This is a genomic window from Roseococcus microcysteis (assembly GCF_014764365.1).
GTDB classification, from domain to species: Bacteria; Pseudomonadota; Alphaproteobacteria; order Acetobacterales; family Acetobacteraceae; genus Roseococcus; species Roseococcus microcysteis.
The window spans coordinates 526,656-550,717 of the sequence record NZ_CP061718.1 but is presented as its reverse complement, the minus strand read 5'-3'; the positions used below and the strand labels follow the sequence as shown (position 1 = coordinate 550,717).

The 24,062-nt window shown below is 70.5% G+C and carries 26 protein-coding genes and 1 tRNA gene; 11 read left to right on the top strand and 16 right to left on the bottom strand.

The annotated features are described in order from the left end of the window. Positions 1 to 58: 58 nt before the first annotated feature. The gene (locus tag ICW72_RS02530; protein ID WP_191084790.1) at positions 59 to 1,318 is read left to right on the top strand and encodes a D-amino acid dehydrogenase; all 1,260 of its coding nucleotides are present in this window, start codon (positions 59 to 61) and stop codon (positions 1,316 to 1,318) included. A gap of 27 nt (positions 1,319 to 1,345) precedes the next feature. Here ICW72_RS02530 and ICW72_RS02525 read toward each other — a convergent pair whose 3' ends face one another. Then, the gene (locus ICW72_RS02525) at positions 1,346 to 2,911 is read right to left on the bottom strand and encodes an MBL fold metallo-hydrolase RNA specificity domain-containing protein (protein ID WP_191084789.1); all 1,566 of its coding nucleotides are present in this window, start codon (positions 2,909 to 2,911) and stop codon (positions 1,346 to 1,348) included. 83 nt (positions 2,912 to 2,994) lie between these two features. Between ICW72_RS02525 and ICW72_RS02520 the strand changes: the two genes are divergently transcribed. The 5 genes from ICW72_RS02520 (at position 2,995) to ICW72_RS02505 (ending at position 5,786) form a co-directional block, all read left to right on the top strand. After that, positions 2,995 to 3,756 carry an LOG family protein gene (locus tag ICW72_RS02520; protein WP_223880768.1) on the top strand — a complete coding sequence of 254 codons (762 nt, stop codon included), beginning with the start codon at positions 2,995 to 2,997 and terminating at the stop codon, positions 3,754 to 3,756. A gap of 21 nt (positions 3,757 to 3,777) precedes the next feature. Next, positions 3,778 to 4,158 carry an SIS domain-containing protein gene (locus ICW72_RS21390; protein ID WP_456300174.1) on the top strand — a complete coding sequence of 127 codons (381 nt, stop codon included), beginning with the start codon at positions 3,778 to 3,780 and terminating at the stop codon, positions 4,156 to 4,158. Then, positions 4,122 to 4,370 (top strand): hypothetical protein, encoded by a 249-nt coding sequence (locus ICW72_RS21385; RefSeq protein WP_456300173.1) that lies wholly within the window; start codon positions 4,122 to 4,124, stop codon positions 4,368 to 4,370. Before ICW72_RS21390 ends, ICW72_RS21385 begins: the two co-directional genes overlap by 37 nt. Beyond that, a complete protein-coding gene (locus ICW72_RS02510; protein WP_191084787.1) occupies positions 4,367 to 4,918 on the top strand; it encodes a D-glycero-alpha-D-manno-heptose-1,7-bisphosphate 7-phosphatase in 552 nt (183 codons plus the stop codon). Before ICW72_RS21385 ends, ICW72_RS02510 begins: the two co-directional genes overlap by 4 nt. 67 nt (positions 4,919 to 4,985) lie before the next feature. Next, the gene (locus tag ICW72_RS02505) at positions 4,986 to 5,786 is read left to right on the top strand and encodes an enoyl-CoA hydratase/isomerase family protein (protein ID WP_191084786.1); all 801 of its coding nucleotides are present in this window, start codon (positions 4,986 to 4,988) and stop codon (positions 5,784 to 5,786) included. Between the two features lie 45 nt (positions 5,787 to 5,831). Here ICW72_RS02505 and rfaD read toward each other — a convergent pair whose 3' ends face one another. Further along, a complete protein-coding gene (rfaD, locus tag ICW72_RS02500; RefSeq protein WP_191084785.1) occupies positions 5,832 to 6,812 on the bottom strand; it encodes an ADP-glyceromanno-heptose 6-epimerase in 981 nt (326 codons plus the stop codon). Between the two features lie 57 nt (positions 6,813 to 6,869). Here rfaD and ICW72_RS02495 point away from each other — a divergent pair, with 57 nt between their 5' ends. Then, positions 6,870 to 7,169, top strand: coding sequence for an accessory factor UbiK family protein (locus ICW72_RS02495; RefSeq protein ID WP_191084784.1), 300 nt, complete (start codon positions 6,870 to 6,872; stop codon positions 7,167 to 7,169). 18 nt (positions 7,170 to 7,187) lie between these two features. Here the strand turns inward: ICW72_RS02495 and ICW72_RS02490 are convergent, their stop codons facing one another. Beyond that, the gene (locus tag ICW72_RS02490; RefSeq protein ID WP_191084783.1) at positions 7,188 to 7,907 is read right to left on the bottom strand and encodes a DUF1028 domain-containing protein; all 720 of its coding nucleotides are present in this window, start codon (positions 7,905 to 7,907) and stop codon (positions 7,188 to 7,190) included. Between the two features lie 244 nt (positions 7,908 to 8,151). On the opposite strand from ICW72_RS02490, the gene ICW72_RS02485 reads away from it, so the two are divergent. Together ICW72_RS02485 and ICW72_RS02480 are read left to right on the top strand one after the other, a co-directional pair. Next, positions 8,152 to 9,132, top strand: coding sequence for a Bug family tripartite tricarboxylate transporter substrate binding protein (locus ICW72_RS02485; protein ID WP_223880767.1), 981 nt, complete (start codon positions 8,152 to 8,154; stop codon positions 9,130 to 9,132). A 41-nt stretch (positions 9,133 to 9,173) separates the two neighbouring features. Beyond that, the gene (locus ICW72_RS02480) at positions 9,174 to 9,920 is read left to right on the top strand and encodes an NUDIX hydrolase (RefSeq protein WP_191084782.1); all 747 of its coding nucleotides are present in this window, start codon (positions 9,174 to 9,176) and stop codon (positions 9,918 to 9,920) included. 18 nt (positions 9,921 to 9,938) lie between these two features. Here the strand turns inward: ICW72_RS02480 and mazG are convergent, their stop codons facing one another. The 9 genes from mazG to ICW72_RS02435 form a co-directional block, all read right to left on the bottom strand. Next, positions 9,939 to 10,739: a nucleoside triphosphate pyrophosphohydrolase gene (mazG, locus tag ICW72_RS02475; protein ID WP_191084781.1), complete on the bottom strand. Its 801-nt coding sequence runs from the start codon at positions 10,737 to 10,739 to the stop codon at positions 9,939 to 9,941. Positions 10,740 to 10,848: 109 nt separating this feature from the next. Then, complete coding sequence (locus tag ICW72_RS02470) at positions 10,849 to 11,616, bottom strand: MBL fold metallo-hydrolase (protein WP_191086086.1); 768 nt, start codon at positions 11,614 to 11,616, stop codon at positions 10,849 to 10,851. A 19-nt stretch (positions 11,617 to 11,635) separates the two neighbouring features. Continuing rightward, entirely contained in the window at positions 11,636 to 12,406 is a 771-nt protein-coding gene (locus ICW72_RS02465) for a TatD family hydrolase (protein WP_191084780.1), read from the bottom strand. 7 nt (positions 12,407 to 12,413) lie between these two features. After that, entirely contained in the window at positions 12,414 to 13,940 is a 1,527-nt protein-coding gene (gene metG / locus ICW72_RS02460; protein ID WP_223880766.1) for a methionine--tRNA ligase, read from the bottom strand. A 43-nt stretch (positions 13,941 to 13,983) separates the two neighbouring features. Continuing rightward, positions 13,984 to 14,970, bottom strand: a complete 987-nt coding sequence (locus ICW72_RS02455; RefSeq protein ID WP_191084778.1) for a DNA polymerase III subunit delta' — start codon at positions 14,968 to 14,970, stop codon at positions 13,984 to 13,986. Further along, a complete protein-coding gene (gene tmk, locus ICW72_RS02450) occupies positions 14,967 to 15,587 on the bottom strand; it encodes a dTMP kinase (protein WP_191084777.1) in 621 nt (206 codons plus the stop codon). Before tmk ends, ICW72_RS02455 begins: the two co-directional genes overlap by 4 nt. An 8-nt stretch (positions 15,588 to 15,595) precedes the next feature. Then, positions 15,596 to 16,822 (bottom strand): D-alanyl-D-alanine carboxypeptidase family protein, encoded by a 1,227-nt coding sequence (locus tag ICW72_RS02445; protein WP_223880765.1) that lies wholly within the window; start codon positions 16,820 to 16,822, stop codon positions 15,596 to 15,598. Positions 16,823 to 16,825: 3 nt separating this feature from the next. Beyond that, positions 16,826 to 17,719 (bottom strand): septal ring lytic transglycosylase RlpA family protein, encoded by an 894-nt coding sequence (locus tag ICW72_RS02440; protein ID WP_191084776.1) that lies wholly within the window; start codon positions 17,717 to 17,719, stop codon positions 16,826 to 16,828. 2 nt (positions 17,720 to 17,721) lie between these two features. Then, entirely contained in the window at positions 17,722 to 18,693 is a 972-nt protein-coding gene (locus ICW72_RS02435) for a lytic murein transglycosylase (protein ID WP_191084775.1), read from the bottom strand. A 107-nt stretch (positions 18,694 to 18,800) separates the two neighbouring features. Between ICW72_RS02435 and ICW72_RS02430 the strand changes: the two genes are divergently transcribed. Both ICW72_RS02430 and ICW72_RS02425 read left to right on the top strand, forming a co-directional pair. Continuing rightward, positions 18,801 to 20,210, top strand: a complete 1,410-nt coding sequence (locus ICW72_RS02430) for an MmgE/PrpD family protein (RefSeq protein WP_191084774.1) — start codon at positions 18,801 to 18,803, stop codon at positions 20,208 to 20,210. Between the two features lie 48 nt (positions 20,211 to 20,258). Beyond that, positions 20,259 to 20,348: transfer RNA gene (locus ICW72_RS02425), tRNA-Ser, on the top strand. A gap of 288 nt (positions 20,349 to 20,636) precedes the next feature. Here the strand turns inward: ICW72_RS02425 and ICW72_RS02420 are convergent. The 4 genes from ICW72_RS02420 to ICW72_RS20510 all read right to left on the bottom strand — a co-directional run bounded on the left by ICW72_RS02420 (position 20,637) and on the right by ICW72_RS20510 (position 24,052). Further along, positions 20,637 to 21,524 (bottom strand): restriction endonuclease, encoded by an 888-nt coding sequence (locus ICW72_RS02420; protein WP_223880764.1) that lies wholly within the window; start codon positions 21,522 to 21,524, stop codon positions 20,637 to 20,639. Positions 21,525 to 21,692: 168 nt separating this feature from the next. Further along, positions 21,693 to 22,490 (bottom strand): HNH endonuclease, encoded by a 798-nt coding sequence (locus ICW72_RS02415; RefSeq protein ID WP_191084772.1) that lies wholly within the window; start codon positions 22,488 to 22,490, stop codon positions 21,693 to 21,695. Further along, the gene (locus tag ICW72_RS02410; protein WP_191084771.1) at positions 22,487 to 23,653 is read right to left on the bottom strand and encodes an ImmA/IrrE family metallo-endopeptidase; all 1,167 of its coding nucleotides are present in this window, start codon (positions 23,651 to 23,653) and stop codon (positions 22,487 to 22,489) included. The genes ICW72_RS02415 and ICW72_RS02410 overlap by 4 nt, the downstream gene beginning before the upstream one ends. Before the next feature lie 12 nt (positions 23,654 to 23,665). Then, entirely contained in the window at positions 23,666 to 24,052 is a 387-nt protein-coding gene (locus ICW72_RS20510; protein WP_223880763.1) for a hypothetical protein, read from the bottom strand. Between the last annotated feature and the right edge of the window lie 10 nt (positions 24,053 to 24,062).

Below are 24,062 nucleotides of genomic sequence, written 5' to 3'. Positions count from 1 at the left end.
GGAAACCACGCATGATCCTCCCGATACTGTCAGCCATTCGGCCAATCTGGAGGCGGCGATGCGGGTTCTCGTTCTCGGCAGTGGTGTGGTCGGTGTCACCAGCGCCTGGTATCTCGCCCAGGCGGGCCATGAGGTGACGGTGCTGGACCGCCAGCCCGGCGCCGGCATGGAGACCAGCTTCGCCAATGCGGGCCAGGTCTCGCCCGGCTATTCCGCCCCCTGGGCTGGCCCCGGCATCCCCGTCAAGGCCATGAAGTGGCTGATGATGCGCTATCGCCCCCTGGTGCTCTGGCCGCAGGCGAAGGGCGGGCTGTACCCCTGGCTCGCGCGGATGCTGGCGAACTGCACCGAGGCCGCCTACGCCACCAACAAGGCCCGCATGGTCCGCATCGCGGAATATTCGCGCGACGCGCTGCTGGCCCTGCGCGCCGAGACGGGCATCCAGTACGACCAGCGCACCCAGGGCACGCTGCAACTTTTCCGCACCCAGAAGCAGCTCGACGCCGTGCAGGCCGATGTCGCCGTGCTGCGCGAAAGCGGCGTGCCGCATGAGCTGCTGGACATGGCCGGCTGCATCGCGGCCGAACCCGCCCTGGCGCGTGTCGCGCAGAAATTCGTGGGCGGGCTGCGCCTGCCGGGCGACGAGACGGGCGATGCCTTCCTCTTCACCCAGCGGCTCGCCGAGATGGCCGCCGCGCGCGGCGTGGTGTTCCGCCAGGGCGTCTCCATCCAGGCCATCGAGCAGGAAGGCGGCGAGGTGACGGGCGTGGTCACCGACCAGGGCCGCTTCACCGCCGACCGCTACGTCGTCGCCCTCGGCAGCCATTCGACGGCGCTGCTCCGGCCGCTCGCCGTCTCCATCCCCGTCTATCCGGTGAAGGGCTATTCCCTCACCCTGCCGGTGCGCGACGCCGATGCCGCGCCTGTCTCCACCGTGATGGATGAGACCTACAAGATCGCGGTGACGCGCCTCGGCGACCGCATCCGCGTGGGCGGCACGGCGGAGCTGGCGGGCTTCTCGCTCAAGCTGCGCAAGCCCCGGCGCGCGACGCTGGAACACACGCTGACGGACCTCTTCCCCGATGCCGGCAACCCCGCCGAGGCGCAGTTCTGGACCGGCCTGCGGCCGATGACGCCGGATGGCACGCCCATCGTCGGCCCCACGCGCTACCGCAACCTCTTCCTGAACACGGGGCATGGCACGCTGGGCTGGACCATGGCCTGCGGCTCGGGCCGGCTGCTGGCCGATCTGGTCAGCGCCCGCGCGCCCGAGATCGCGCATAATGACCTGGCCCTGGCGCGCTACGCGCCGGCCTGAGGGGCGCTGAGGCGCCCCGACCAGGCGCTAGCCTAGCAACGCCGCCTTGAGCCGCGCGATCAGCGCGGCCCGCGCCGTGGGGTCGGCGGCGTGCTCGATGGCCTCCTCCACGCCCAGCAGCAGGGCCGCGCGTTCATTGTGCCAGTCGGGCCGGGCCAGGGCCTCGGGATCCATTCGGCGGGCATTCTCGGGCGCGGGCAGCGCCATCGGCGCCCCGCCCGCCGGCAGGCGCCAGCGCGAATCCAGCACGGGCCGCACCACCTGCTTGCCCAGCCGGGCGGCGAAGCCCTCGATGGCCTCGGGCTCGCCATGGGTCAGGAAGATGCCGCCGGCGATGGGCCGCCGCGCCTCCACCCAGCGGGCCAGTTCGGGCCCGTCGGCATGGCCCGAATAGCCTTCCAGGCGGGTGATGCGCGCCGCGACCTCGATGGTTTCGCCCTGGATGCGGACGCGCGGCGCGCCCTCCTGCAACAGCCGCCCCAGCGTGCCGCTGGCCTGGAAGCCCACCAGCACCACCATGGCCGCCGGGTCCCATAGCCTGGACTTCAGATGCTCGCGGATGCGCCCGGCATCGCACATGCCCGACCCGGCCAGCACGATGTGGAAGCCCTTGTGCTGCGCCAGCTTCCGGCTGGCCGCGCCCTCCACCACATGCAGCAGCCGGTGGGATTGCAGGGCGGCGCGCAGCGCCTCGCCCTCCTCCATGCCATGCGCGTGGCGGGCGAAAACCTTGCTGGCGCGGGTGGCGAGCGGGCTGTCCATATGGATGGTCGCGGCCGGGATCTCGCCGCGCTGCATCAGCAGCACCAGGTCCAGCACCACCTCCTGCGCCCGCTCCACCGCGAAGCTCGGGATGAGCAGGGCACCGTCGCGCTCCGCCGCCTCGCGCACCAGCGCCGCCAGGGCGGCGCGGCGTGCCTCGGGCGTGATGACCGGCCGGTCCTCATCGCCATAGGTGCTTTCGCAGATGAGGTGATCGAGGCCGCGCGGCCCCTCGGGCCCCGGGTGCAGCGTGCCGTCATCCGGGCCGATGTCGCCGGAGGCCATGACCCGTACCTCCCCGAACTCCATCTCGATGGAGGAGGAGCCCAGCATGTGCCCCGCATTCCACCAGCGCGCCCGCACGCCCTTCGCGGGGGTGATCCATTCGCCATAGGCCACGGGTTGAAAGGCTTCCAGCGCCGCATCGGCATCGGCGGGGCCATAGATGGGGCGGACCTCCTCGCGCCCGCGCCAGCGGCGGCGGTTGCGGCGGTTCAGCATCCGCACCTCGCTCTCCTGGATGTGGCCGCTGTCGGGCAGCAGGCAGGCGCAGAGTTCGATGGTGGCGGGGGTGGCGTGGATGGCGCCGCGGAAGCCCTCCTTCACCAGCCGCGGCAGCAGCCCGCTATGGTCTATGTGCGCGTGGGTCAGCAGCACCGCGTCGAGGCTGGCGGGGTCGAAGGGGAAGGGCTCGTGGTTCAGCGCCTTCAGCGTCTTGGGGCCCTGGAACATGCCGCAATCCACCAGCACATGCGCGCCCGGCGCCTCGAAGCGCAGGCAGGAGCCGGTGACGGTGCGCGCCGCGCCATGGACATGCAGGGTGACGGACATCGCTTGGCATCCCTTCGGCGCGCCATTGGTTGGAGGGGGGCGCTTGTGGGCGCATCATGCGCGCCGCGGCGCGGGGGGAGAAGATGACGGAGCACAATGACAACCCGGCCTATCGCCTGGCCCTGCTCGACGAGGATTTCCTGCGCGGCCCCGCCATGCGCGGCGTGCGGCTGCAACTGGAGGCGGTGAAGGCGGATGAAGCCCTGCGCGCGGCCCGCGTGGGCTCCACCATCGTCGTCTTCGGCGGGGCGCGGATCCGCGAGGACGGGCCAGGCCACCACCCCCGCTGGTATGCCGAGGCGCGGCGCTTCGGGCAGATCGCCTCCATGCGCGGCGGCGCGCTGGAACCCATAGACGGCTGGCGCGAGAACGTGATCGCGACGGGCGGTGGCCCCGGCATCATGGAGGCCGCCAACCGCGGCGCGCATGACGTGGGCGCCCCCAGCATCGGCTTCAACATCCAGCTGCCGCAGGAGCAGCACCCCAACCGCTATTCCACGCCCAACCTGACCTTCCAGTTCCACTACTTCGCCATCCGCAAGCTGCACCTGGCCATGCGGGCGCGGGCGCTGGTGGTCTTCCCCGGCGGCTTCGGCACGCTGGACGAGCTGTTCGAGATCCTGACCCTGCGCCAGACCGGCCGCACCCCCGCCGTGCCGGTCGTGCTGGTGGACAGCGCTCATTGGCGCGGCCTGATCAACTGGCAGGCCTTCCAGGACGCCGGGCTGATCGGCGAGGCCGATATGGGCCTGCTGCATTTCGTGGACGATGCGAAGGCCGCCTGGGCCGTCATCGCGGCGCATGAGCCGCCGGTTTTGCCGCGCGGCCCCGGTGTGGGTATGTGAACCTCCCTTGAGGAGGGGCGCATGGAGCTGGCGGAACACATGGCGGGCCAACTCGCGCGATCGGCGCGGGTGCTGGAGGCGATGGCGGCGGATGCGGCGCTCTGCGCCACCGCGGCCCGCGTGGCCGAGGTCACGACCGCGGCGCTGCGGGCGGGGCGCAAGCTGCTGCTCTGCGGCAATGGCGGAAGTGCCGCCGACGCCCAGCATTGGGCCGCGGAACTCGTGGGCCGCTTCCTGCACGACCGCCCGCCACTGCCCGCCATCGCGCTGACGACCGACAGCTCGGCCCTGACCTGCATCGGCAATGATTACGGCTTCGACCAGGTGTTCTCCCGCCAGGTGGCGGCGCTGGGGCAGGGGGGGATGTGCTCTTCGCGCTCTCCACCTCCGGCAATTCCGTGAATGTTCTGGCCGCGCTGGAGGCGGCACGGGCGCGGGGCATGGTGTGCGTGGGCTTCACGGGGGCGCGCGGGGGCCGCATGGACGCGCTGTGCGACCACCTGCTGCGCGTGCCCAGCACCGAGACGGCGCGCATCCAGGAGGGGCATGAGGCGCTGGGCCATGCGCTGTGCGGCGCCATCGAGGCCGCGATCTTCCCGCCGCCCGGGCCGTGACGGGACGGCGCGCACTCTTCCTCGACCGCGACGGGGTGGTGAACGAGGATCTGGGCTATGTCCACCGCATCGAGGATTTCCATTTCCGGCCGGGCATCTTCGAGCTGTGCCGGGCCGCGCGTGGGCTCGGCATGGCGCTGGTGGTGGTGACGAACCAGTCCGGCATCGGTCGCGGCATGTATTCCGAAGAGGATTTCGCGGCGCTGACGGAATGGATGTGCGCGCGTTTCAGGGCGGAGGGCGCGCCGCTCGACCGCGTGGAGCATTGCCCGGACGTGGCCCCGAGCCGCCGGCGCAAGCCCGCCCCGGGGATGATCCTGGATGCCGCGGCGGCGCTGGGCCTCGACGTGGCGGCCTCGGTGATGGTGGGGGACCGGCGGACGGACATGGCGGCGGCGAAGGCGGCGGGGATAGGCCTGAGGCTATTGTTCCCAAATGATCTTGCGGAAGTTTCTGACAACTGTCCTAGGACAATCGTCTTTTCCGTCAAGGACTCGCTGGTGACAGCGATTTCCTTCCTGTCGGCGAATTATGGTAAATCTTCCTAGAGCCGGCCCCCTGGCCTGGCATCCCATCCCGCGCGAGAACGAACTGAAGACGCCAAAGGACACGCCCATGGACACGCTGCCGCAGCTCGACACCATCGCCTTCGAAACCCCGGCCCCGCATGTGCTCGTGGCCAGGCTGAACCGGCCCGAGGTCTCCAACGCGCTGAACACCCAGATGGGGCGCGACCTGCTGACGCTCTGGACCCAGCTCACGGCCGAACCCGGCGATACGCGCTGCGTCATCTTCACCGGCACCGGCGGCCGCGCCTTCTGCGGCGGCGGTGACCTGAAGGAGCGCAACGGCATGACCGACGCGCAATGGATCGCCCAGCACGAGATCTTCGAACGCGCCTATTGGGCGCAGATGGACTGCCCCATCCCCATCATCGCGGCCGTGAACGGCCACGCCTATGCGGGGGGCCTCGAGATGGTCCTGGCCTCGGACTTCGCCTATGGCCAGCACGGCACCCGCTTCGCGCTGACCGAGGTCACCATCGGCATCATGCCGGGTGCGGGCGGCACCATGACGCTGCCCCGCACGGTGGGCGAGCGTCGGGCCAAGGAAATCATCCTCACGGGGCGCCCGTTCACCGCCGAGCAGGCGCTGGAATGGGGCATCCTGAACGCGCTGCACCCGGCCGAGGCGCTGTTCGACGCCGCGCTGGAGACGGCACGCACCATCGCGGGCAATGCGCCGCTCTCGGTGCGGCAGGCGAAGAAAAGCATCCATTTCGGCATGCAGATGGACCTCCGCACCGGGCTGCGCTTCGAAGTGGAGGCCTATAACCGCCTGGTGCCCACCGAGGACCGGCGCGAGGGCATCGCGAGCTTCAACGAGAAGCGCCGGCCAGTGTTCAAGGGGCGGTAGCGCCCGATCGTCGTCGGCCGCAGGCCGACGGCGTGAATCGGTCGCTCAGCTTCCGCCCAGGTTCCAGGGGTTCTCCCCCAGCCAGGCCACATATTCCGCGACACCCTGCTCCAGCGGTGTCGCGGGCGCCGCGAAGCCCGCCTGGCGCAGCCGCGCCATGGGGGCCTCGGTGAAATACTGGTACTTGCCCGCGAGGTCGGCCGGCATCGGCACATACTGGATGTCCGGCGCCCGCCCCAGCGCCGCGAACAGCGCCCCCGCCAGATCCGCGAAGCTGCGCGCCCGCCCGCTGCCCAGGTTGAACAGGCCCGAGACGCGGGGGGTGTCCAGCAGCCACAGCATGGCCGCCACCGCATCGCCCACCCAGACGAAGTCACGCATCTGCCCGCCATCCGGAATGCCCGGCCGGTCGGAGGCGAAGAGGCGCGCGGGCTGCCCCGCCATCACCTCCCGCCATTTGTGCAGCACCACGCTGGCCATGCGGCCCTTATGGGCCTCGCGGGGCCCGTACACGTTGAAGAATTTCAGCCCCACCCATTGCGGTGGGGCAGGGCGGCCCAAGGCCAGTATCTGCGCCACCCGCCGGTCAAAGGCGTGCTTGGACCAGCCATAGAGGTTCAGTGGCCGGAAGCGGGCCAGGCCCGCCGCGTCCTGCACGTCGTCGAAGCCTTCCGCGCCGTCACCATAGGTGGCGGCGGAGGAGGCGTAGATCAGCGGCACCTGCCGGGCCGCGCACCACTCCCACAGCCGCAGCGACAGCATCAAATTGTCGGCCGCCACCGCATCGCCATCGGTCGCCGTGGTGGCGCTGATGGCGCCCAGATGCACCACGGCGCGCGGTGCCATGGCGAGCGCCGCGTCCAGCGCCTCGGGCGGCCACAGCCCGGCCAGCACGCAGCCTTCGAGGTTGCGCCACTTCTCCCCCTCGCCAAGCCGGTCGAGGACCACCACCTCCTCCCCACGCGTGCTCAGCGCCTGGACGAGGTTGGAGCCGATGAAGCCGGCGCCGCCGGTGACGAGGATCATGGGCGCGGGTTATAGCGGGGCCCGCACGACGACAAGCGGCGCAGGAAGGATCAGGACATGCGGAACGAGGCAAGGCAGCGGCTGGACGACATCGCGGGTGTGGCGGGCGGCGCCTTCTCCCTGCTGTCGGGCATGCGCGCGGAGATGGAGGCCATGGCCCGCGCCCAGGCCGAGGGCATGGTGCGGCGCCTGGAACTGGCCCGCGCGGCCGACCTCGACGCCGTGATGGAGGTGGCCCGCCGCGCCCGCGAACAGGCCGAGGCGCTGGAGGCCCGCGTGGCGGCGCTGGAGGCGGAGATCGCCGCACTCCGCGCCGCCGACCCGGACCCGGAGCCGGTGGCCGGCGCGACGGGCTGAACCGACGCCCTTCGGGCGCTACCGGCTGAGCCGCAGATCCAGCCCGCGGCGCCGCCACCCCTCGTCAATCTCGTCGAGGTCGGTGAGGCCCGAGGGGTTCTGCCGGCTCGGGCTGTCGCGCAGCCCGGGTTCGCGCAGGGTGCGCCACAGCTTCATCAGGCGCTCAAGCTCATCCAGCGGCGCGCGGTGGTCGTCCACGCGCAGATCTATGTCCGGGAAATCCTCGACCGTGGTCAGGATCAGCGCGGCGGATTGCCGGCCGCGGCGGTCGCCGCCCGCGGCCTCGCCCGCCTGCATGGCGGCCAGCATGCGCTCGGGCATGGGCAATTCCTCGCGCGTGAGGAAGGCGGCGGCGGTGTCGGAGATCACCTCCTCGCCCGAAAGCATGTTGCCCGCCACCGACCAGCCCTGGCCGCTGCGCGAACCCGCATGCGCCACGCAGTTCCGCCCGGTCCAGGCCGCGGCGCGGCCGTGCCGGTCCAGCGCATGGACCTGGCGGAGATGCTTGCCGTCATCGCCCACCAGGGCGCCCTCGATGGCGGCCTGGGGCGAGAGGCCACGCGCCAGCCCCGCCAGCACCGCCGGCCCCAGGTAGCGGTTGGTCAGCGACTGGGTGGAGACCGCGCCCACCCCGCTGCGCACGAAGGGGCAGGAGGCCCCGACCGCGAGATTGCAGGTGGTGATCGCCACGGCGAAGGCCTGGCTCTCGGGGTCATGGACAAGCAGGGACCAAGTCACAGGGAACCTTCCTTTTCCCATTTTCTAGCACGGAGACGCCGGAAATTGGCAAGCTGGACCTTCTGATTGAGTTGTGGGGCCACCCCAACCATATACCCATGAAACGCATGCACGTATCGAGTGTCATATGTGGCACATTCATCAACTAAGGCGGGTATCCCGTCGCGACTTGCAAGTTCCGCATCTTCCCGTTGTGCCACCCTTCGCCCGGGCTAAAGTCGCGGCCAAGGGAGGAACGAATCCAATGATCAAGATCACCCGCCGCGCGGCCGGCGCCGCGCTGCTGCCGTTGCTGGCGGCCCCCTCGCTCCAGGCCCAGCCCGCCTGGCCGGACCGCAATATCCGTCTCATCGTGCCCTTCGGCGCGGGTGGGGCGGTGGATACGCTTTCCCGCATCGTCGCGGCCCGCTTCCCCGAGGTCGCGAACGGCCACACCCTGGTGGTGGAGAACCGACCCGGCGCGGGCGGCACCATCGCCGGCGCCTTCACCGCCCAGCAGCGCCCGGACGGGCAGACGCTGATGATGGCCGATATCGGCGCCAACGCCATCGGCAAGGAGCTGAACCCCAGCCTCTCCTACGACCCGATGACGGCCTTCAGCCCCATCATCCACCTGGTGAACCTGCCCTCCGTGCTGCTGGCCCACCCGACCATCGAGGCCCGCACCACCCAGGAGGTGATCGACCTCGCCCGGGCGCGGCCCGATGGCTACACCTATTCCTCGGCCGGGAACGGCAATGGCTCGCACCTCTTCATGGAGCTGTTCCTGCGCCGCGCCGGCATCCGCATGGTCCATGTGCCCTACCGCTCGGGCGCGGAGCTGGTCACCGCCCTGGTCCGCGGCGATGTGCAGTTCGCCTTCCCCTCCGTTTCCTCGGCGCTGTCCATGATCCGGGAGGGCAGGGTGCGCGCGATCGGCGTGGGTTCGCCCGCCGGCACGCCGCTGCTGCCCGAGACGCGGCCCGTGGCCGATGTGCTGCCCGGCTTCAACACCGCCATCTGGCACGGCATCCTGGGCCCGGCCGGCATGGACCGCGACCTGGTGCTGCGCATCAACGCCGTCTTCGCCCGCATCGCCGCCATGCCGGAGGTGGTCGAGCAGGTGGCACGCCAGCAGGCGGGACAGATGGTGCCCGGCACGCCCGAGGCCTTCGCCACCCATATCCGCACGGAGTTCGACACCTGGGCGCCCATCATCCGCGAGGGGAACATCCGCGCCTCCTGATGGTCTGGCCAAGCGGCGCCACCCGCGCTTGAGTGGCGCCCATGGACACGCCAGCCCCCGCCAAGCCCCGCCCCGCCGCCACCATCCTCCTGCTGCGCGACGGCGCGGCGGGGCTGGAGGTGCTGATGGTGGCCCGCGCGCGGGAGGTGGACTTCGCCTCCGGCGCGCTGGTCTTTCCGGGCGGGCGGGTGGAGGCGGCGGATTCGGCCCTGGCGCCCGAGGGCGACCCCCTCGGCCACTACCGCATCGCCGCCATCCGCGAAGCCTGGGAGGAATGCGGCCTGCTGCTGGCCCGCCCGCCCGCACCCCCGCCGGCCGAGGGCGCCTTCGCCGCGCATCTGGCGGGCCTCGGCCTGCGGCCGCATCACGAGGTCCTGACGCCCTTCGCCCACTGGGTGACGCCGGTGCACAGCCCCAAGCGCTTCGACACCCATTTCTTCGTGGCCCCGGCGCCCGAGGACCAGGTGGCGGTGCATGACGGGCGGGAGATGGTCGAGGCCGTCTGGATGCGCCCGGCCCAGGTGCTGGAGGAGGCCGAGGCCGGCCGCCGCACCCTGGTCTTCCCTACGCGGCTGAACCTCGGCCGCCTCGCGCGCCACCGCAGCATGGCGGAGGCCATCGCGGCCGCCCGCGCCACCCCCATCGTGACCGTGATGCCCGAGCCGGTGCCGGACGGGGAGGGGAATGTCATGCTCCGCATTCCCGAGGCGGCGGGCTATGGGGGCAGCCTGTTTCCGGCCAAGGACCGCCCGGCTTCGGGCGGGCGCTGGCCGGGGCAGAAGGGGTAGGGGCTGCCGGCGAAGGGTCTAAAGCCCCCGCGCCTTCGCCGCTTGCCACTCCGCCTCCATGGCTTCCAGCCCCGCATCGGCGGGCGCCTGGCCGCGTTCAGCCAGCGCCGCCTCCACCGCGCCGAAGCGGCGTTCGAACTTGGCATTGGCGCTGGCGAGGCAGGCCTCCGGGTCCAGGCCCAGCTTGCGGGCCAGGTTGGCCATGACGAAGAGCATGTCGCCCAGCTCATCCGCCAGCCGCGCGGGGTCGGCCGCCGGCAATTCGGCGCGCAGTTCCGCGGTTTCCTCGGCCAGCTTGTCGAGCACGGCGCCGGCATCGGGCCAGTCGAAGCCCACACGGGCCGCGCGCTTGGTCAGCTTTTCGGCGCGGGTGAGGGCGGGCAGGGCGGTGGCCACCCCGGCCAGCGCACCCGTCTCGGCCCGGGCCGCGCGCTCGGCGGCCTTGGCATCTTCCCAGGCCGCGGTCTGGGCGGCGGCGTCCGCGATCTCAGCCGCGCCGAAGACGTGCGGGTGGCGGCGGATCATCTTGGCGGTGATGCCGGCCGCCACATCGGCGAAGGCGAACCAGCCGCGCTCCTCCGCCATGCGCGCGTGATAGGCGACCTGGAGCAGCAGATCGCCCAGCTCATCGCGCAGCATGGCCGGGTCCGGGCCGCGCCGGATGGCATCCGCCACCTCATAGGCTTCCTCGACCGTATAGGGCGCGATGGAGGCGAAATCCTGCGCCACATCCCAGGGACATCCGGCCTCCGGGTCACGCAGCCGCGCCATGACGGCCAGCAGGGCGAGGGTGGCCTGGGCGGGGTCGGGGGAGGTCATGCGCGGGTTCTATCCGTCCATACATTTCTGTCCACAGGGCGTGGATACCGCATAAGATTTATTATGGAATTTTTCGGGGTGGGGAAAAGCCTGTGGATCAAGCCTGGGATCACGGGTGCAGCTCCATCCCGTCGAAGCCCGGCTCGACCCCCTCCGGCAATTCGTCGCGCAGCGTGGCGTAGTCCAGCGCGCCGCTCATATGCGTCAGCACGGTGCGCGGATGGCCCAGCGCCTCGCGCCACGCCAGCACCTGGTCGAGGTTCGCATGCACCGGATGCGGCACGCGCTGGAAGCAGCCCACCACCCAGAGCGACAGCCCGTGCAGCCGCGCGAAGCTCTCGGGCGGAAACGCCACCACATCGGTCGTGTAGGCGAAGCGGCCGATGCGCAGGCCCAGGCTGCGCATCACCCGGTGGTCCTGGTCCAGCAGCTCCACCTGCAGCCCGCCCAGGCGCAGGGTCTGGCCGGCCTCCACCTCGCGCGCGTCCAGCGCCGGGCGGTAGAAGCCGCGCGTGGGCGGCAGGAAGCAATAGTCGAAGCGTGCCTTCAGGGCCGTGATCGTCGTGGCGGTCGCATAGAGCGGCAGCGCCTGGCCCATGCGGCGGTTGATGGCCCGCATCTCATCCAGGCCGGCGATATGGTCCGCATGGGCGTGGGTGACGAGCAGCGCGTCCAGCCGGTCCACCCCGGCCGCCAGCAATTGCGCGCGGATGTCGGGCCCGGCATCCACCAGCAGCCGTGTGCCGTCCGCGGCCTCGATCAGCGCGGCGCTGCGGGTGCGCTGGTTGCGCGGTTCCGCGGGGTCGCAGTCGCCCCAGAGGCCGCCCAGCTCCGGCACGCCCTGGGACGGGCCCGTGCCCAGCAGCCGGACGCGCAGGCCCGTCACCCTTTCCTCGTCATTGGGCTTTGGTGAAAAGCCGGTGGAAGTTGGCCGTGGTGGTGGCCGCGATCTCCTCGGGCGAAACGCCGCGCGTCTCGGCCAGCACCTTGGCAGTCAGCGCCGTGTAGCCCGGCTCGCAGCGCTTGCCGCGAAAGGGCACGGGCGCGAGGTAGGGTGCATCCGTCTCCACCAGCAGCCGGTCCGCCGGCAGCCGCGCCGCCAGCTCCCGCAGCTCGGCCGAGCGCGGGAAGGTCAGGATTCCGGAAAAGGAAATAAATCCTCCCATCGCGATCGCGGCCTCGGCGAGCGCCGGGGTCGAGCTGAAGCAGTGCAGCAGGAAGGCGAAGGCCCCCCCTGCCCGCTCTTCCTCCAGGATGGAGGCGATGTCGTCATCGGCATCGCGCGCATGGACCACCAGCGGCAGCCCGGCCGCGCGCGCCGCGCGGATGTGGCGGCGAAAGCCCTCGCGCTGGGTGTCGCGTGGCGATTTGTCGTAGAAATAGTCGAGGCCGCTTTCCCCGATGCCGATCACGCGCGGGTGCCGGGCCAGGGCGACCAATTCCTCCACCGTGGGCATCACGCCCTCACCGGCCCGGTGCGGATGCACGCCGATGGTGCCCCAGACCTGCGGGAAGCGCTCGGCCAGCGCCACGACGGCCTCGGCTTGCGGAATGGAGGTGCCGATGGTGACCATCCGTTCCACCCCCGCCTCATGGGCGCGGGCGAGGATGCCCTCGATCTCGGCCTCGGTGAAGTAGTCGAGGTGGCAATGGGAATCGATCAACATCAGGGAATTACGCCGCGTTCTGGATTTTCTGGAAGAGCGGCGCGGGCGCGGGCAAGGCCAGCCCCTCCGGCAGTGGCGTGGCCAGCGCGGCCAGGCTGCGGGCCTCCGGCGGCACGCCCAACTGGTCCAGCAGCCGCGCCATGGTGTCGGGCATGAAGGGCTGCAGCAGGGTGGCAAAGACGCGCAGCGCATCGTGCAGGTTGCGCAGCACGGCCAGCATCCGCACGGGGTCGGTCTTCTTCAGCGCCCAAGGCGCCTCGCGGGTGATGTAGCCGTTGGCCTCGCGCACCGCCTCGAAGACGGCTTCCAGCGCCAGATGGAATTCCATCTTATCAAGGCGTTCGGCGACGCGGCTCGGGAGCGGGTCGAGGTAGGCGGCGAACAGGCCTTCCGTATCCGCCGCCGACCGCGCCACCCCCGGCAGCCTTGTCTCGCAATTCCGCTGGATCAGGCTCAGCACCCGGTTCGCCAAATTCCCTAGCGCGTCCGCCAGTTCGCCATTCAGCCGGTTGGTCAGCGCGGCGCGCGAGAAATCGCCATCCTGGCCGAAGGGCACCTCGCGCAGCAGGAAGTAGCGCACAGGGTCCAGCCCGAATTCCTGCACCAGCGCCAGCGGGTCAATGACATTGCCCACGGATTTGCTGATCTTCTGCCCCTCATTGGTCCACCAGCCATGGGCGAAGACGCGCCGCGGCGGTGGCAGGTCCGCCGCCATCAGGAAGGCTGGCCAGTAGATGGCGTGGAAGCGGACGATGTCCTTGCCCACCATATGCACATCGGCCGGCCAGAACTTCCAAAGCTCGGACTTTTCATCGGGATAGCCCAGCGCCGTGATGTAGTTTGTCAGCGCGTCCATCCAGACATACATCACATGCGCGTCATCGCCCGGCACCGGCACGCCCCAGCGGAAGGAGGTGCGCGAGATGGACAGATCCGTCAGCCCCGACTTCACGAAGGCCATCACCTCGTTGCGCCGCGTCGCGGGCTGGATGAATTCCGGGTGGTCCTCATAGAATTTCAGCAGCTTGTCGCCCCAGGCGGAGAGGCGGAAGAAATAAGAAGGCTCCCTTACCCACTCCACCGGCGCGCCGGAGGGGGCGTATTTCACCCCGTCCCGCTCCGTCAGCTCGTCCGGGCCATAGAAGGCCTCATCCCGCACCGCATACCAGCCCTCATAGGCGCCGAGATAGATCTCGCCCTTCTCCACCAGCCGCTTCCACAGCGCCTGGCAGGCCTCGCGGTGGCGCGGCTCCGTCGTGCGGATGAACCCGTCATTGGAGAGGTTCATGGACGCGGTCAGGTCGCGGAAGGCCTGGCTCACGCGGTCGGTGAAGGCCTGGGGGTCCTGGCCGGCATCCTGGGCGGCCTTTTCCACCTTCTGGCCATGCTCATCCGTACCGGTGAGGAAGAAGACCTCCTCCCCGGCCAGGCGGTGCCAGCGGGCCAGCACATCGGTCGCCAGGCTGGTGTAGGCGTGGCCGATATGGGGCTTGTCGTTCACATAATAGATGGGCGTGGTGAGATAGACGGGCATGGGCGCCTTCATGGCGCCCGGACGCGCGCGCGGCAAGGTGGCTTCACCGCCCGCGCAACGTCTCCATGGCCACCAGCACGGCCTGGCGGCGGTCCAGCGAGAGGCGCTCGGCCTCCTGCGCCTGTTGCGTCAAGGCGCTCGCGGCCTCCGCCCAGGCGGCGAGCGGCCTGGTGGCCAGCCAGCCGGGCATGGCCCCGCCCCGCGCCGCCTCCCGCACGGATTGCGTCAATTGCCGCACCAGCAGGGCGAAGAAAGCCGGGAAGGCCAGCGCCGCATCGCGTCCGGCGATACGGTCGGCCAGGGCATGGGCGCCGGCGGCATCGGGCAGCGCCTCCAGCACGGAACGGGCCAGCCTCGCCAGCTCCACCCCCTGCCCTTCGGCCAGTTCCAGCGCGCGGCCGGGCGCGCCCTCGGCCAGTTCCATCAGCGCGGCGCGATCCTCCGCGGACGTGTCGGGCAGCAGGGTGGCGAGGCACTCCGCCATGGCGCCCTCTTCCAGCGGGAACAGGTCGAGGCGCCGGCAGCGGCTGCGGATGGTGGGCAGCAGTCGCCCCGGCGCATCCGTCACCAGCAGCAGCACGGTCCGCGGCGGCGGTTCCTCCAGCGTCTTGAGAATGGTGTTGGCGGAGGCCGCCTCCATCGCCTCCGCCCCATCCACCAGCACCACGCGCCAGCCGCCCTCGGCCGCCGTCAGGGCCAGGAAATGGCGGGCGGCGCGCACCTCCTCCACCTTGATGATGCGCCGCTTGCCGGGTTCGGCCTGGGGGGCGAGTTCCAGCACATCGGCATGGGCGCCGGCGGCCACGCGGCGGAACACCACATCCTCGGGCGGCAGGTGCAAGGGCGGCCTGGCGTGTGGCCCGCCCGCCAGCACCCAGCGCGCGAAACGCCAGGCCAGCGTCGCCTTGCCGATTCCCGGCGGCCCACAGAACAGCCAGGCATGGGCGAGGCGGCCGGAATGGAAGGCGCGGGCGAGGCTCGCCTCCGCCTCCGCATGGCCGAACAGGCTGGGCGTGGCGCGCGGGCTCATGGCGCGCCCAGCCGCGTGCGGCAGGCTTCCAGCATGGCGGCCAGCACCTCGGGCGCGGGGCGCGTGGCGTCCAGCACGGCGAAGCGCCCGGGTTCCTCGGCGGCCTGGGCCAGGAAGCTGGCCCGCACCCGCTCATGGAAGCCCTGGCCCAGCGCGTCATAGCGGTTGACCTCGCCGCGCGCCTGGGCGCGGGCCAGCCCCGCCGCCACGGGCAGGTCCAGCAGCAGGGTCAGGTCCGGCGCCGCATCCCCCAGCGTGGCCGCCCGCAGCGCGGCCCAGGTGGCGCGCGGCGCCCCCTGCCCGCCCACCTGGTAGGCCAGCGTGCTGTCGAAGAAACGGTCGCAGACCACCCAGATGCCGGCCGCCAGGGCGGGTGCGATGGTGCTGGCCCAATGTTCGCGCCGTGCGGCGAAATGCAGTGTCATCTCCGCCACCGGGTCCCAGCCGCCGCGGCCCAGCAACAGGGCGCGGATGGCCTCGGCCCCCGCGCTGCCGCCCGGCTCGCGCGTGCGCAGCACCGGCAGGCCGCCCGACGCCAGGGCGGCGGCGAGCGCCCTGCCCTGGGTGGACTTGCCCGCCCCCTCGCCGCCCTCCAGCGAGATGAAGCGGCCTCGCATCTGGCCCGTCAGCGTCCCAGCAGGCCGCGCGCCAGCACCGGGATGCGGGCCAGCACGCCCAGCTTCTCCACATCCGCCCCGGCATAAAGCGGCAGGCTGAGCGGCGTGACACCCGCGCCCGACACCTCCATCCGCGCCAGTTCCTGCCCGCGCAGCACGGGGGCCGGCACGGGCGTGTCGTAGCGCAGCCGAACCTGGAGCTGGTCGCGCCAGCCGCGCGGCAGGGTGACCACCACATCGCGCCCCCCCACCAGCGGCACGCTGGCGCGCTCGCCCATATGGACCGGCACATCCTCGATGGTGTCGGCGGCGCGGAACAGCACGACATTGTCGAAGGCCTGGAAGCCCCATTCCATCAGCCGCTCGCTCTCCTCCGCGCGGGCGCGTTCGCTGGCGAGACCGGCCACGACCAGGATCAGCCGGCGGTTGTCGCGCAGCACGCTGGCGGTGAGGCAATAGCCCGCCTCGTCCGTGCGCCCGGTCTTGAGGCCATCCGCGCCGCGCATCCGCTCCAGCAGCGGGTTGCGGTTGGGCTGGGTGATGTTGTTCCAGCGGAAGGACCGCTCCGAATAGAAGCGGTAATGGTCCGGGAAGTCGGTGATCAGGCGCCGCGCCAGGGTGGCGAGGTCGCGCGGCGTCATCCGGTGCTCGGGGTCGGGCCAGCCGGTGGAATTGCGGAAGACGCTGTCGCGCAGCCCGATGGTGGGGGCCACGGTGTTCATTAGTTCCGAAAAGGCGCGTTCGCTGCCGGAGATGGCCTCGGCCAGCACCACGCAGGCATCATTGCCCGACTGGATGATGACGCCCCGCGCCAGATCCTCGACCGTGACGCGGCTGTTGAGCTCCAGGAACATGCGGCTGCCGCCCATGCGCCAGGCGGCCTCGCTGACCGGCAGCGTCTGGTCCAGCCGCAGCCTTCCCTGCCGGATCTGGTCGAAGACCACATACATGGTCATCAGCTTGGACATGGAGGCGGGCGGGATGGACTGGTCCGCCCCCTTGTCCAGCAGCACCGCCCCCGTGTCGAAATCCATCAGCAGCGCGTTGCGCGCGATGGTCTCGACAGGCCCGAGCGGCGACTGGCCCGGCGTGGCGGGCGGCGGCGCGGGACGGGCGGCGCGGGCGGCCGGGCGCGGGGATTGCGCCAGCGCGGGCATGGGCGCGAGGGCGGCGGCGCCGGCCAGCAGGGCCGTGCGGCGGGTCGGGTTGTTCACCATCTCCGGGACTTCGCGCATCTCTCAATCCACCACAAGGCGCAGTTCGGTGAGCCCGACCGCGATGGCGCGGGCCATGGCCGCATCGGCCTCCGCGAGGCTGCGATAGGGGCCGGTGCGGACGCGGAATTGCTGCTGCCGCCCGCGCGGCCCGCCGGCCACGCCCAAGGGCTCCACCCGGCCGCCGCTCAGGCGCGCGGCCTCGCGCGCGGCCAGTTGCCGGTTGAAATAGGTGCCGGCCTCGATCCAGAGCAGGCCGGGCCGGGGCGCGCCCTGAATCACCTGCTCGGGCAGGCGTTCGGGCGGGCGGGCCGTGGCCTGGGCCGCCACGGTCTGCACCGCGGGGCGCGCGGGCCGCGGCGCGGCAGTGGCGAGGCCGCGCGCGCCGGGCGGCGGGGCCAGGGCCTCGCGCCCCACCTCCCCCACCGGGGCGGCGGCGACGGGCAGCGCCTCCGCCTGCCCCGCGAGGCCCGCGATGGCGGCGCGCGAGGCCTCGGCGTCAATCACCACCCGCGCCTGGAAGGGGCCGGCCGCGCCCAGCAGCGCGGCGGCGCGGGGGGCGACGGCGATGACGCGCCCGGGCTCGGCCGGGCCGCGGTCATTCACGCGCAGCCGCAGGGAGCGGCCGTTTTCCAGATTGGTCACGGTGACGATGGCGGGCAGTTGCAGCGTGGGGTGGGCGGCGAACATGCCATCCTCCCGCCGCTCGCCATTGGCGGTGAGCGTGGCGCCGGCGCGGCGCGGCAGCAGGGACGCAATGCCCGTCTGGTCGAGGGCGAAATCCTCGCGCGGATAGGCCCAGAGCGGGCCCTGCCGCCAGGGTTCGCCCAGATGGTAGCGCGCCTCGGTGGGCGGTGGCGCGCGGCCGCAGCCCGCCAGCACGGCCAGCGCCAGAAACCCCGCCAGGGCGCGCCCCATGGTCAGGCCACGCGGTCGGACAGCAGCCCCACCGCCGTCGCGTAGAAGTTGGACGGGTTGTAGCGGCGGATGGCCATGAAGTTGGCGCCCACCAGGAAGGCCTGGCTGTCGCCGCGCGAAAGGCCCGGCATGACGATGGCCCATTCCCCGCCCATATCCGGCAGCCCGCCCGCCCCGGCGCGCGTCACGCGCATCCGCGCCCATTCGGCCACGGGGCGCATGCGCCGGTGGTCGGCCAGGGCGGTGTCGAAGCCCGGCGGCAGCGTCACCTCGAAGCCCCAGGGGGCGGGCTCGCGCCAGCCATGGTTCGCGAGGTAGTTGGCGATGGAGGCGAGCGCATCGGCCCGGCTGTCCCAGATGTCGCGGCGGCCATCGCCGTCGAAATCCACCGCCAGCCGCTCGAAGCTGGTCGGCATGAATTGCGGGTTGCCCATGGCGCCGGCGTGGCTGCCACGCATGCGGCTGACATCCACATGGCCGGCATCGAGGATGCGCAGCGCGGCCATGAGTTCCGCGCGGAAGAAGGCCGCGCGACGGCCTTCCCAGGCCAGCGTCGCCAGCGCCTCGATCACGTTGAAATTGCCGGTAAATCCGCCGTAATTCGTCTCCAGCCCCCAGATCGCGACCACCACGCGGCCACTGACGCCATGCCGGGCCTGGATGGCCTCCAGCAGGGTGCGGTTCTGGGCATAGGCGCGGCGGCCGGCCTCGATTCGCTGCGGCGAGAGCCGCGCGTCGCGGTATTGCGGCCAGGTCTGGGTGAATTCCGCTTGGCGGCGGTCCAGCTCGATCACCCGCTCATTGGGCTGCAGGCCGGATAAGGCGCGGTCCAGCGTCGCCTGGCGCACGCCCGCCCGGCGGGCTTCGGCGCGCACGCCCTGGAGAAAGGCGGCAAAGCTTTCCTGCGCGAAAGCGGGCCGGGCCGCGAACGCGCCGGCGGCGGTTCCGGCGAGGAGGCTGCGTCGGGTGAACATGGGGGGATAGGTGCCACTTCTATGCGTCTGGCGCAATTCGAACCGGCCGGTTCCAGCACGGCGGAAGACGGCGTAGCATCGGCGCAATTGCGAAAGGAAACATGTCCATGGTCGCGGTCACCGAAACCTTCGCCCGCTATGCCGCCACGATCCGCCACGCGGACCTGCCGGCCGAGGTGGAGGCACGCACGCGCTTTCTCATCCTGGACCTGGTGGGCAACATGGTCCGTGGCGGGGTCGAGGCCGAGAGCAGCCCGCCGCTGCGCGCCGCCGCCCGCGCCATGGGGCTGGGCCACGGCCAGGCCGCCGTCTTCGGCGAGGCCGCGCGCTGGTCGCCCGCCGGGGCCGCGCTGCTGAACGGCGCCTATGCCCACAGCCTCGACTTCGACGACACCCATGCCGCCGGCAGCCTGCACCCGGGCGCGCCCGTGATCCCGGCCGCACTCGCCGCCGCCGAGATGTGCGGCGCCAAGGGCGCCGACGTGATCGCCGCCATCGTGGCGGGCTATGAGGTGACGAACCGCCTGGCCGTGGCCCTGCCCGCCGGCGACCATTACGACCGCGGCTACCACCCGACCGCGACCTGCGGCGCCTTCGGGGGCGCGGCCGCCGCCGCGCGCGTGATGGGGCTGAACGAGGCGCAGATCACGGACGCCTTCGGCATCGTCCTCAGCCAGGCGGCCGGCAGCCTGCAATTCCTGGCCAATGGCGCCTGGACGAAGCGCTGGCAGGTGGGCTGGGCGGCCATGGCGGGCCTGTCCGCCGCGCTGCTGGCGCGCGAGGGCTTCCGTGGTGCGGCCCAGGCCATGGAGGGCAAGGCCGGCTTCCTCAGCGCCTATGCGCCCAACCCCATCCCCGAACGCGCCATCCGCAACCTGGGCGGCGAGTTCGAGCTCATGGAGACGGCGGTGAAGCCCTACCCCTCCTGCCGCTATGGCCATGCGAGCGTGGACGCCGCCCTGGCGCTCCGCGCCGAGCACGGGCTGCGTCCGGAGGAGATCGAGAGCGTCACCATGGGCCTACCCAACAAGGGCATGCTGCTGGTGGGCGCGCCGCTGGAATACAAGCAGCACCCGAAGAACACGGTGGATGGCCAGTTCAGCGGCCCCTTCGTGGTGTCCTGCGCGCTGGGCCACGGCCATTTCGGCTGGGACAGCTATGCCCGCATGGACGACCCCGTGCTGCGGACCCTGATGCCCAAGGTGACCTGCGTCGAGGACCCCGAGGTGCAGGCCGAATTCCCGCGCAACATGTCGGGCAAGCTGACCATCCGCGCGCGGGGCCAGGAATTCACGAAGTTCGTGGTGGTGCCCAAGGGCGAGCCCGGCAACTTCCTCACCGAGGCCGAGCTGCGCGCCAAGTTCCATGGCCTGTCCGACCAGGTGCTGGGCGCGGACCGCGCGGCCGCGCTGGCGGATGCGGTGCTGGGGCTGGCCGGGGCCGCGGATGTGAACGCCATGATGCGCCTGGGCAGCACGCTGGGAGCCGAGCCGGCCGCGCGCCTCGCGGGGGAGTGATCCCCTCGCGCGGCGCGCGCGGCGGCTGTATAGGCGCTGCGGCGCCCGGGACAGGTGGCCGAGTGGTTTAAGGCAGCGGTCTTGAAAACCGCCGTGGGGGCAACTCTACCGTGGGTTCGAATCCCACCCTGTCCGCCAGTTCCTATCGACGTCCCGCTCTCCGCCAGACCCACCGCCGCACTGAGCGGCAGGTTTCCTGGGGTTTTCGTGCTGGACCTGTTGACCGGCCCGAGGCGGAAGCTGCCGAAAATCGCTCTCCGGAGGCTATTTCTCTCCGGACCTCCTGACTTGGCCGATTCGGTACGGACCTCGAGAACATAGGTAAAAGGTCGATTTCGGCGCGGCCGGGGCCTGGTTGGTTTCGAATGCCACTCGCCAGAAACCGTACCATTCAAGCGGACACTCAGTACGCCCAGCAGAGGCATATCACTCCTCTGAGAAGAAATCCTCATCGAGACGCTTAAATTCAACGGTCCGGCTGGTGCGTACCCCTACACCGTGCTCGACCATTAGTTCTGTCAGTCGCTTGCCGCTGATGAGGATTACGCGTTGGGGGATGCGAGACGCAAAATCGATCGCCTGCGCCGAAAAACCGGCCGTCGTAACAAACACGCCCTTTGATGCGCCAAGGCCCACCAGGCTTCCTACGAAGGCCTGAACCTCTGGGCGCCCTATGGAATTACCTGGTGCGTGGCGCTTGGCCTGCACATAAACGCGGTCGAGGCCAAGCACATCCTCGTTGATCACACCGTCGACGCCACCATCCCCCGATTTACCAAGCTGCTCGGCGGCATTCAGACGAGAGCCGCCGTAGCCCATGGCAACGAGGAGGTCGACGATCAGTTGCTCGAAGAAACCCGGGCTGTTCTGCAGGATGCGTTCTAGCAACTCGTCGCGCAGTGCCGCCTGGAAGGCGTTGTGCGCCGCGTCGACGATCTCCTCAGGAGTGGCGACTGCGGGCTCAGCGGTTGTGACCGCGGAAGCATCGCTGGATCCCTGGTCACCGCGATAGAACTCATGGAAGGCCGGGATCGTCAGCAGGTACTTTGTGTCAAGCTTGGGAGGTGGTGCGGTGAGTACCTGCCGCCCCGAGTCCGTGATGGCGAAGCGCCCGCGCTTGGGGCTGGTGAGTAGGCCGGCCTTTGTCAGGTAGAACTTCGCCCAATGCAGGCGATTATGCAGCACAGTTTGCTTCCCGCTTGGAAGCCTCTTGGTGCGCTCCTCCTCGGACAGCCCAAGACGCGCTGCAACTTCCGCCTCTGCAATCGGGACCGATGACTCGCCCTTCGCGCCGATCTCCAGAAGGGGCAGCATGAGAGACTGGTAGTCTGGCATCGCCATCGTGGTTCGCTCCCGGGATACTGCAGATCGTCCAACGTCATCCGGCGAATGGCATATAGTCGACCGGCTCTCTGGCAGTGCGGATCACATCACTTGTCGAAGCCTGATGCGTGTCTGCGTGTCGGCCAGAGAAGATTGCGATCACTCCGTGCTCGCCCGCAAACCCGCAGCTTGGTCGGGCATGGCTGCCTCAAAGATGTTCTCGCGGTGCCAAATGACCCAGGCACGGTGCTGGGCCGTCAGCGGCAGCGGCTCCGACCAGGCAAGAGCCGTCAGAGCCTGGCTGCTCAGACTTCTGGACAGGCGAGGCGTCCCGTCGTCCTCGAACGTGACCAGGCCTCGGTCAAAGGCCGCGTCCCAGAGGGCGGAGAGCAGCAGGCCGTTGTGAACGTCCAACCGCTCGGCATCACTGGCGCAGCGCGCCCAGGGCTTTATGTGCGAGGCGCGGAGCAGCGCCGGGTCCGTGATGCCAGTGAGCGGGCAGCGGCCGCCCCAGTAGGCCAGCAAGCCCTCGCGGAAGATATCCTGGCCGACCCGCTGCACGACCAGACGCTCGGCCTCGGTGGAGCGCGGGAGATCTTTTGTCTTCGCGACAAAGGTCTGTAGCGGTGCATCAGGCAGGCTGCGCGCGAGCGCATAGACCCGGGCGAGGAGCACATAGAGATCCCGCAGCGTCGAGAAGGTGTAGCGCGCGTGGCCAGGACCAGGGATGCCCGCCGAGGTCAGGCCGAGTTCGGCAATGACGCCGGGATGGTCGAGCGCAAGAAACCACGGACCGTCTGGACCAGCAGCGCCAAGATGGATGTCCCCGCGCGCCGTGGTCGAGCTGTAGCGAGCCCATCCGTCCTGTTGTCCGAAGGTACGTCGGTAGCCGCTCTGCCAGGCTGCTTTGCGGCATTCCTCCGCGACGACGAAACCCTGCGGCGCCTCGAGCTTCATGCGCGTCCCTCCGCCTGCGCCTTGAGCTGGGCTGCCGACACGCCCATCACGGTTTCCACCGCGTTCGCCGCCCGCATCACCCCGTAGAGATCGAGCCCGGTGAAGGCCCCCTTATAGGCGTCGAGGTAGCTCTCGCTCCGCGGCTTCAGGCCGTTGCGCATCGCGACGAGATAGGCGGTCATCTCCGCCTCGACTTCTCGTTCGGCGAGCGATCGGTCTCTGCGATCTCTGATGTCGCGTCCCTTGTCCGCACCAAGATGACCGAGGAAGGCGTGGGCCAGCTCGTGAGCGATGGTGACGAGCTGCGTCCGCGCCGGGTGATTGCGATTGAAGGCAAGCTGGTAGCGCTGCTTGCCCTTCGGGGTGGCGGGGTGCCCGTGCCGGCGGATCCAGCCTGCTTCCGCATCGCCCCGGTCCAGCTCGACCAGTTCGAAGCCGGCACCGGCCACGCTGGCGAGGATCTGGTCGAAGCGTTGGCGCGACAGCGTCCCCAAGGTGGGGAAGGAGAAGGCATTCTCCGGCAGTTCGCGGCCATGGGTGTCGAGGATGTCGAAGACGAAGTCGACCGGGCCGCGCATGCGCATGATGAGGAGGGGCCGCGCGCCAGGCTTGGGAACGCGGCCGAAGCGCTCCCACCAGTCCTTCGCCGTTGCCGCGTGAGTGAGGCCGGGCTTCTGGATGTGCAGGATCATCGCGTTGAAGGGCGCGAAGGCGCGCAGGCGGATCGTGAAGTCGAGGAGGTCCTGTACCGCCGTGCTGTTGGCGTAGAGGCGGGTGGCGGCGATGAGCTGATCGAGGAGGGCCCGGTCGCGCTGTTCGTCATCGCTTTCCAGCGGAAGATTCGGTTGCTCGATGACGGCCGGCACGGGGCGTGGGTTGAAGAGCCCGCCCAGGCGTTCCTCGGCGAAGAGCGAGGCAGGGTTCGGCGTCGGTCTGCCGAGCAGGAATGGATCCAACCGGCTCAGCAGGACTTCTCCCAGGAAGGCCCGCAGATGCACCAGCAGGTTCTGACATGCTGGCGGGGCGAAGCCGGCAGTGGCGGCTTCCTGCGCGATGCGCTGGGCTATCTGGTAGGCGTCGTCTCCCGGTTTGCCGAAGGTCGCAAACGCGGCGAGGAAGTGCGGCCTGGCCTTCTGGATCAGCGCGGGGTCGGTCGCGGCCATCGGGACGTTCGCCTACATCCCCATGGACCGGAAGGCTCCTTCGCCTTCCATGCGGTCCCAGGCGGCAAGCACAAGGCGGCCGGTACGGTATTCGCCGTGCTGACGGATCTCGTTCTGCTTCAGCACACGGAAGGTCTCGGAGGGGTAGTCGGCGCCCTTCACGTCCGCAGGGTCTAGGATATAGCGCAACTCGTCGCGGGTCAGGCCGTAGGCGCGGGCGTAGAAGGCGTCGAGTTCGGCGCGCAGATGGGCGCGGCGGTCCTCGTTCCAGGCGAAGGGCGGGCCTTCATGGCCAAGGTCGCGGGCGAAGGGCGCGAGGGCACGCGACGTATAGGTGAGTTCGAGGACGCGGGGGACGACGAAGGCGAGGCGGTCGGGCGTGTAGACATCAGGCGGCACGACAGGAAAC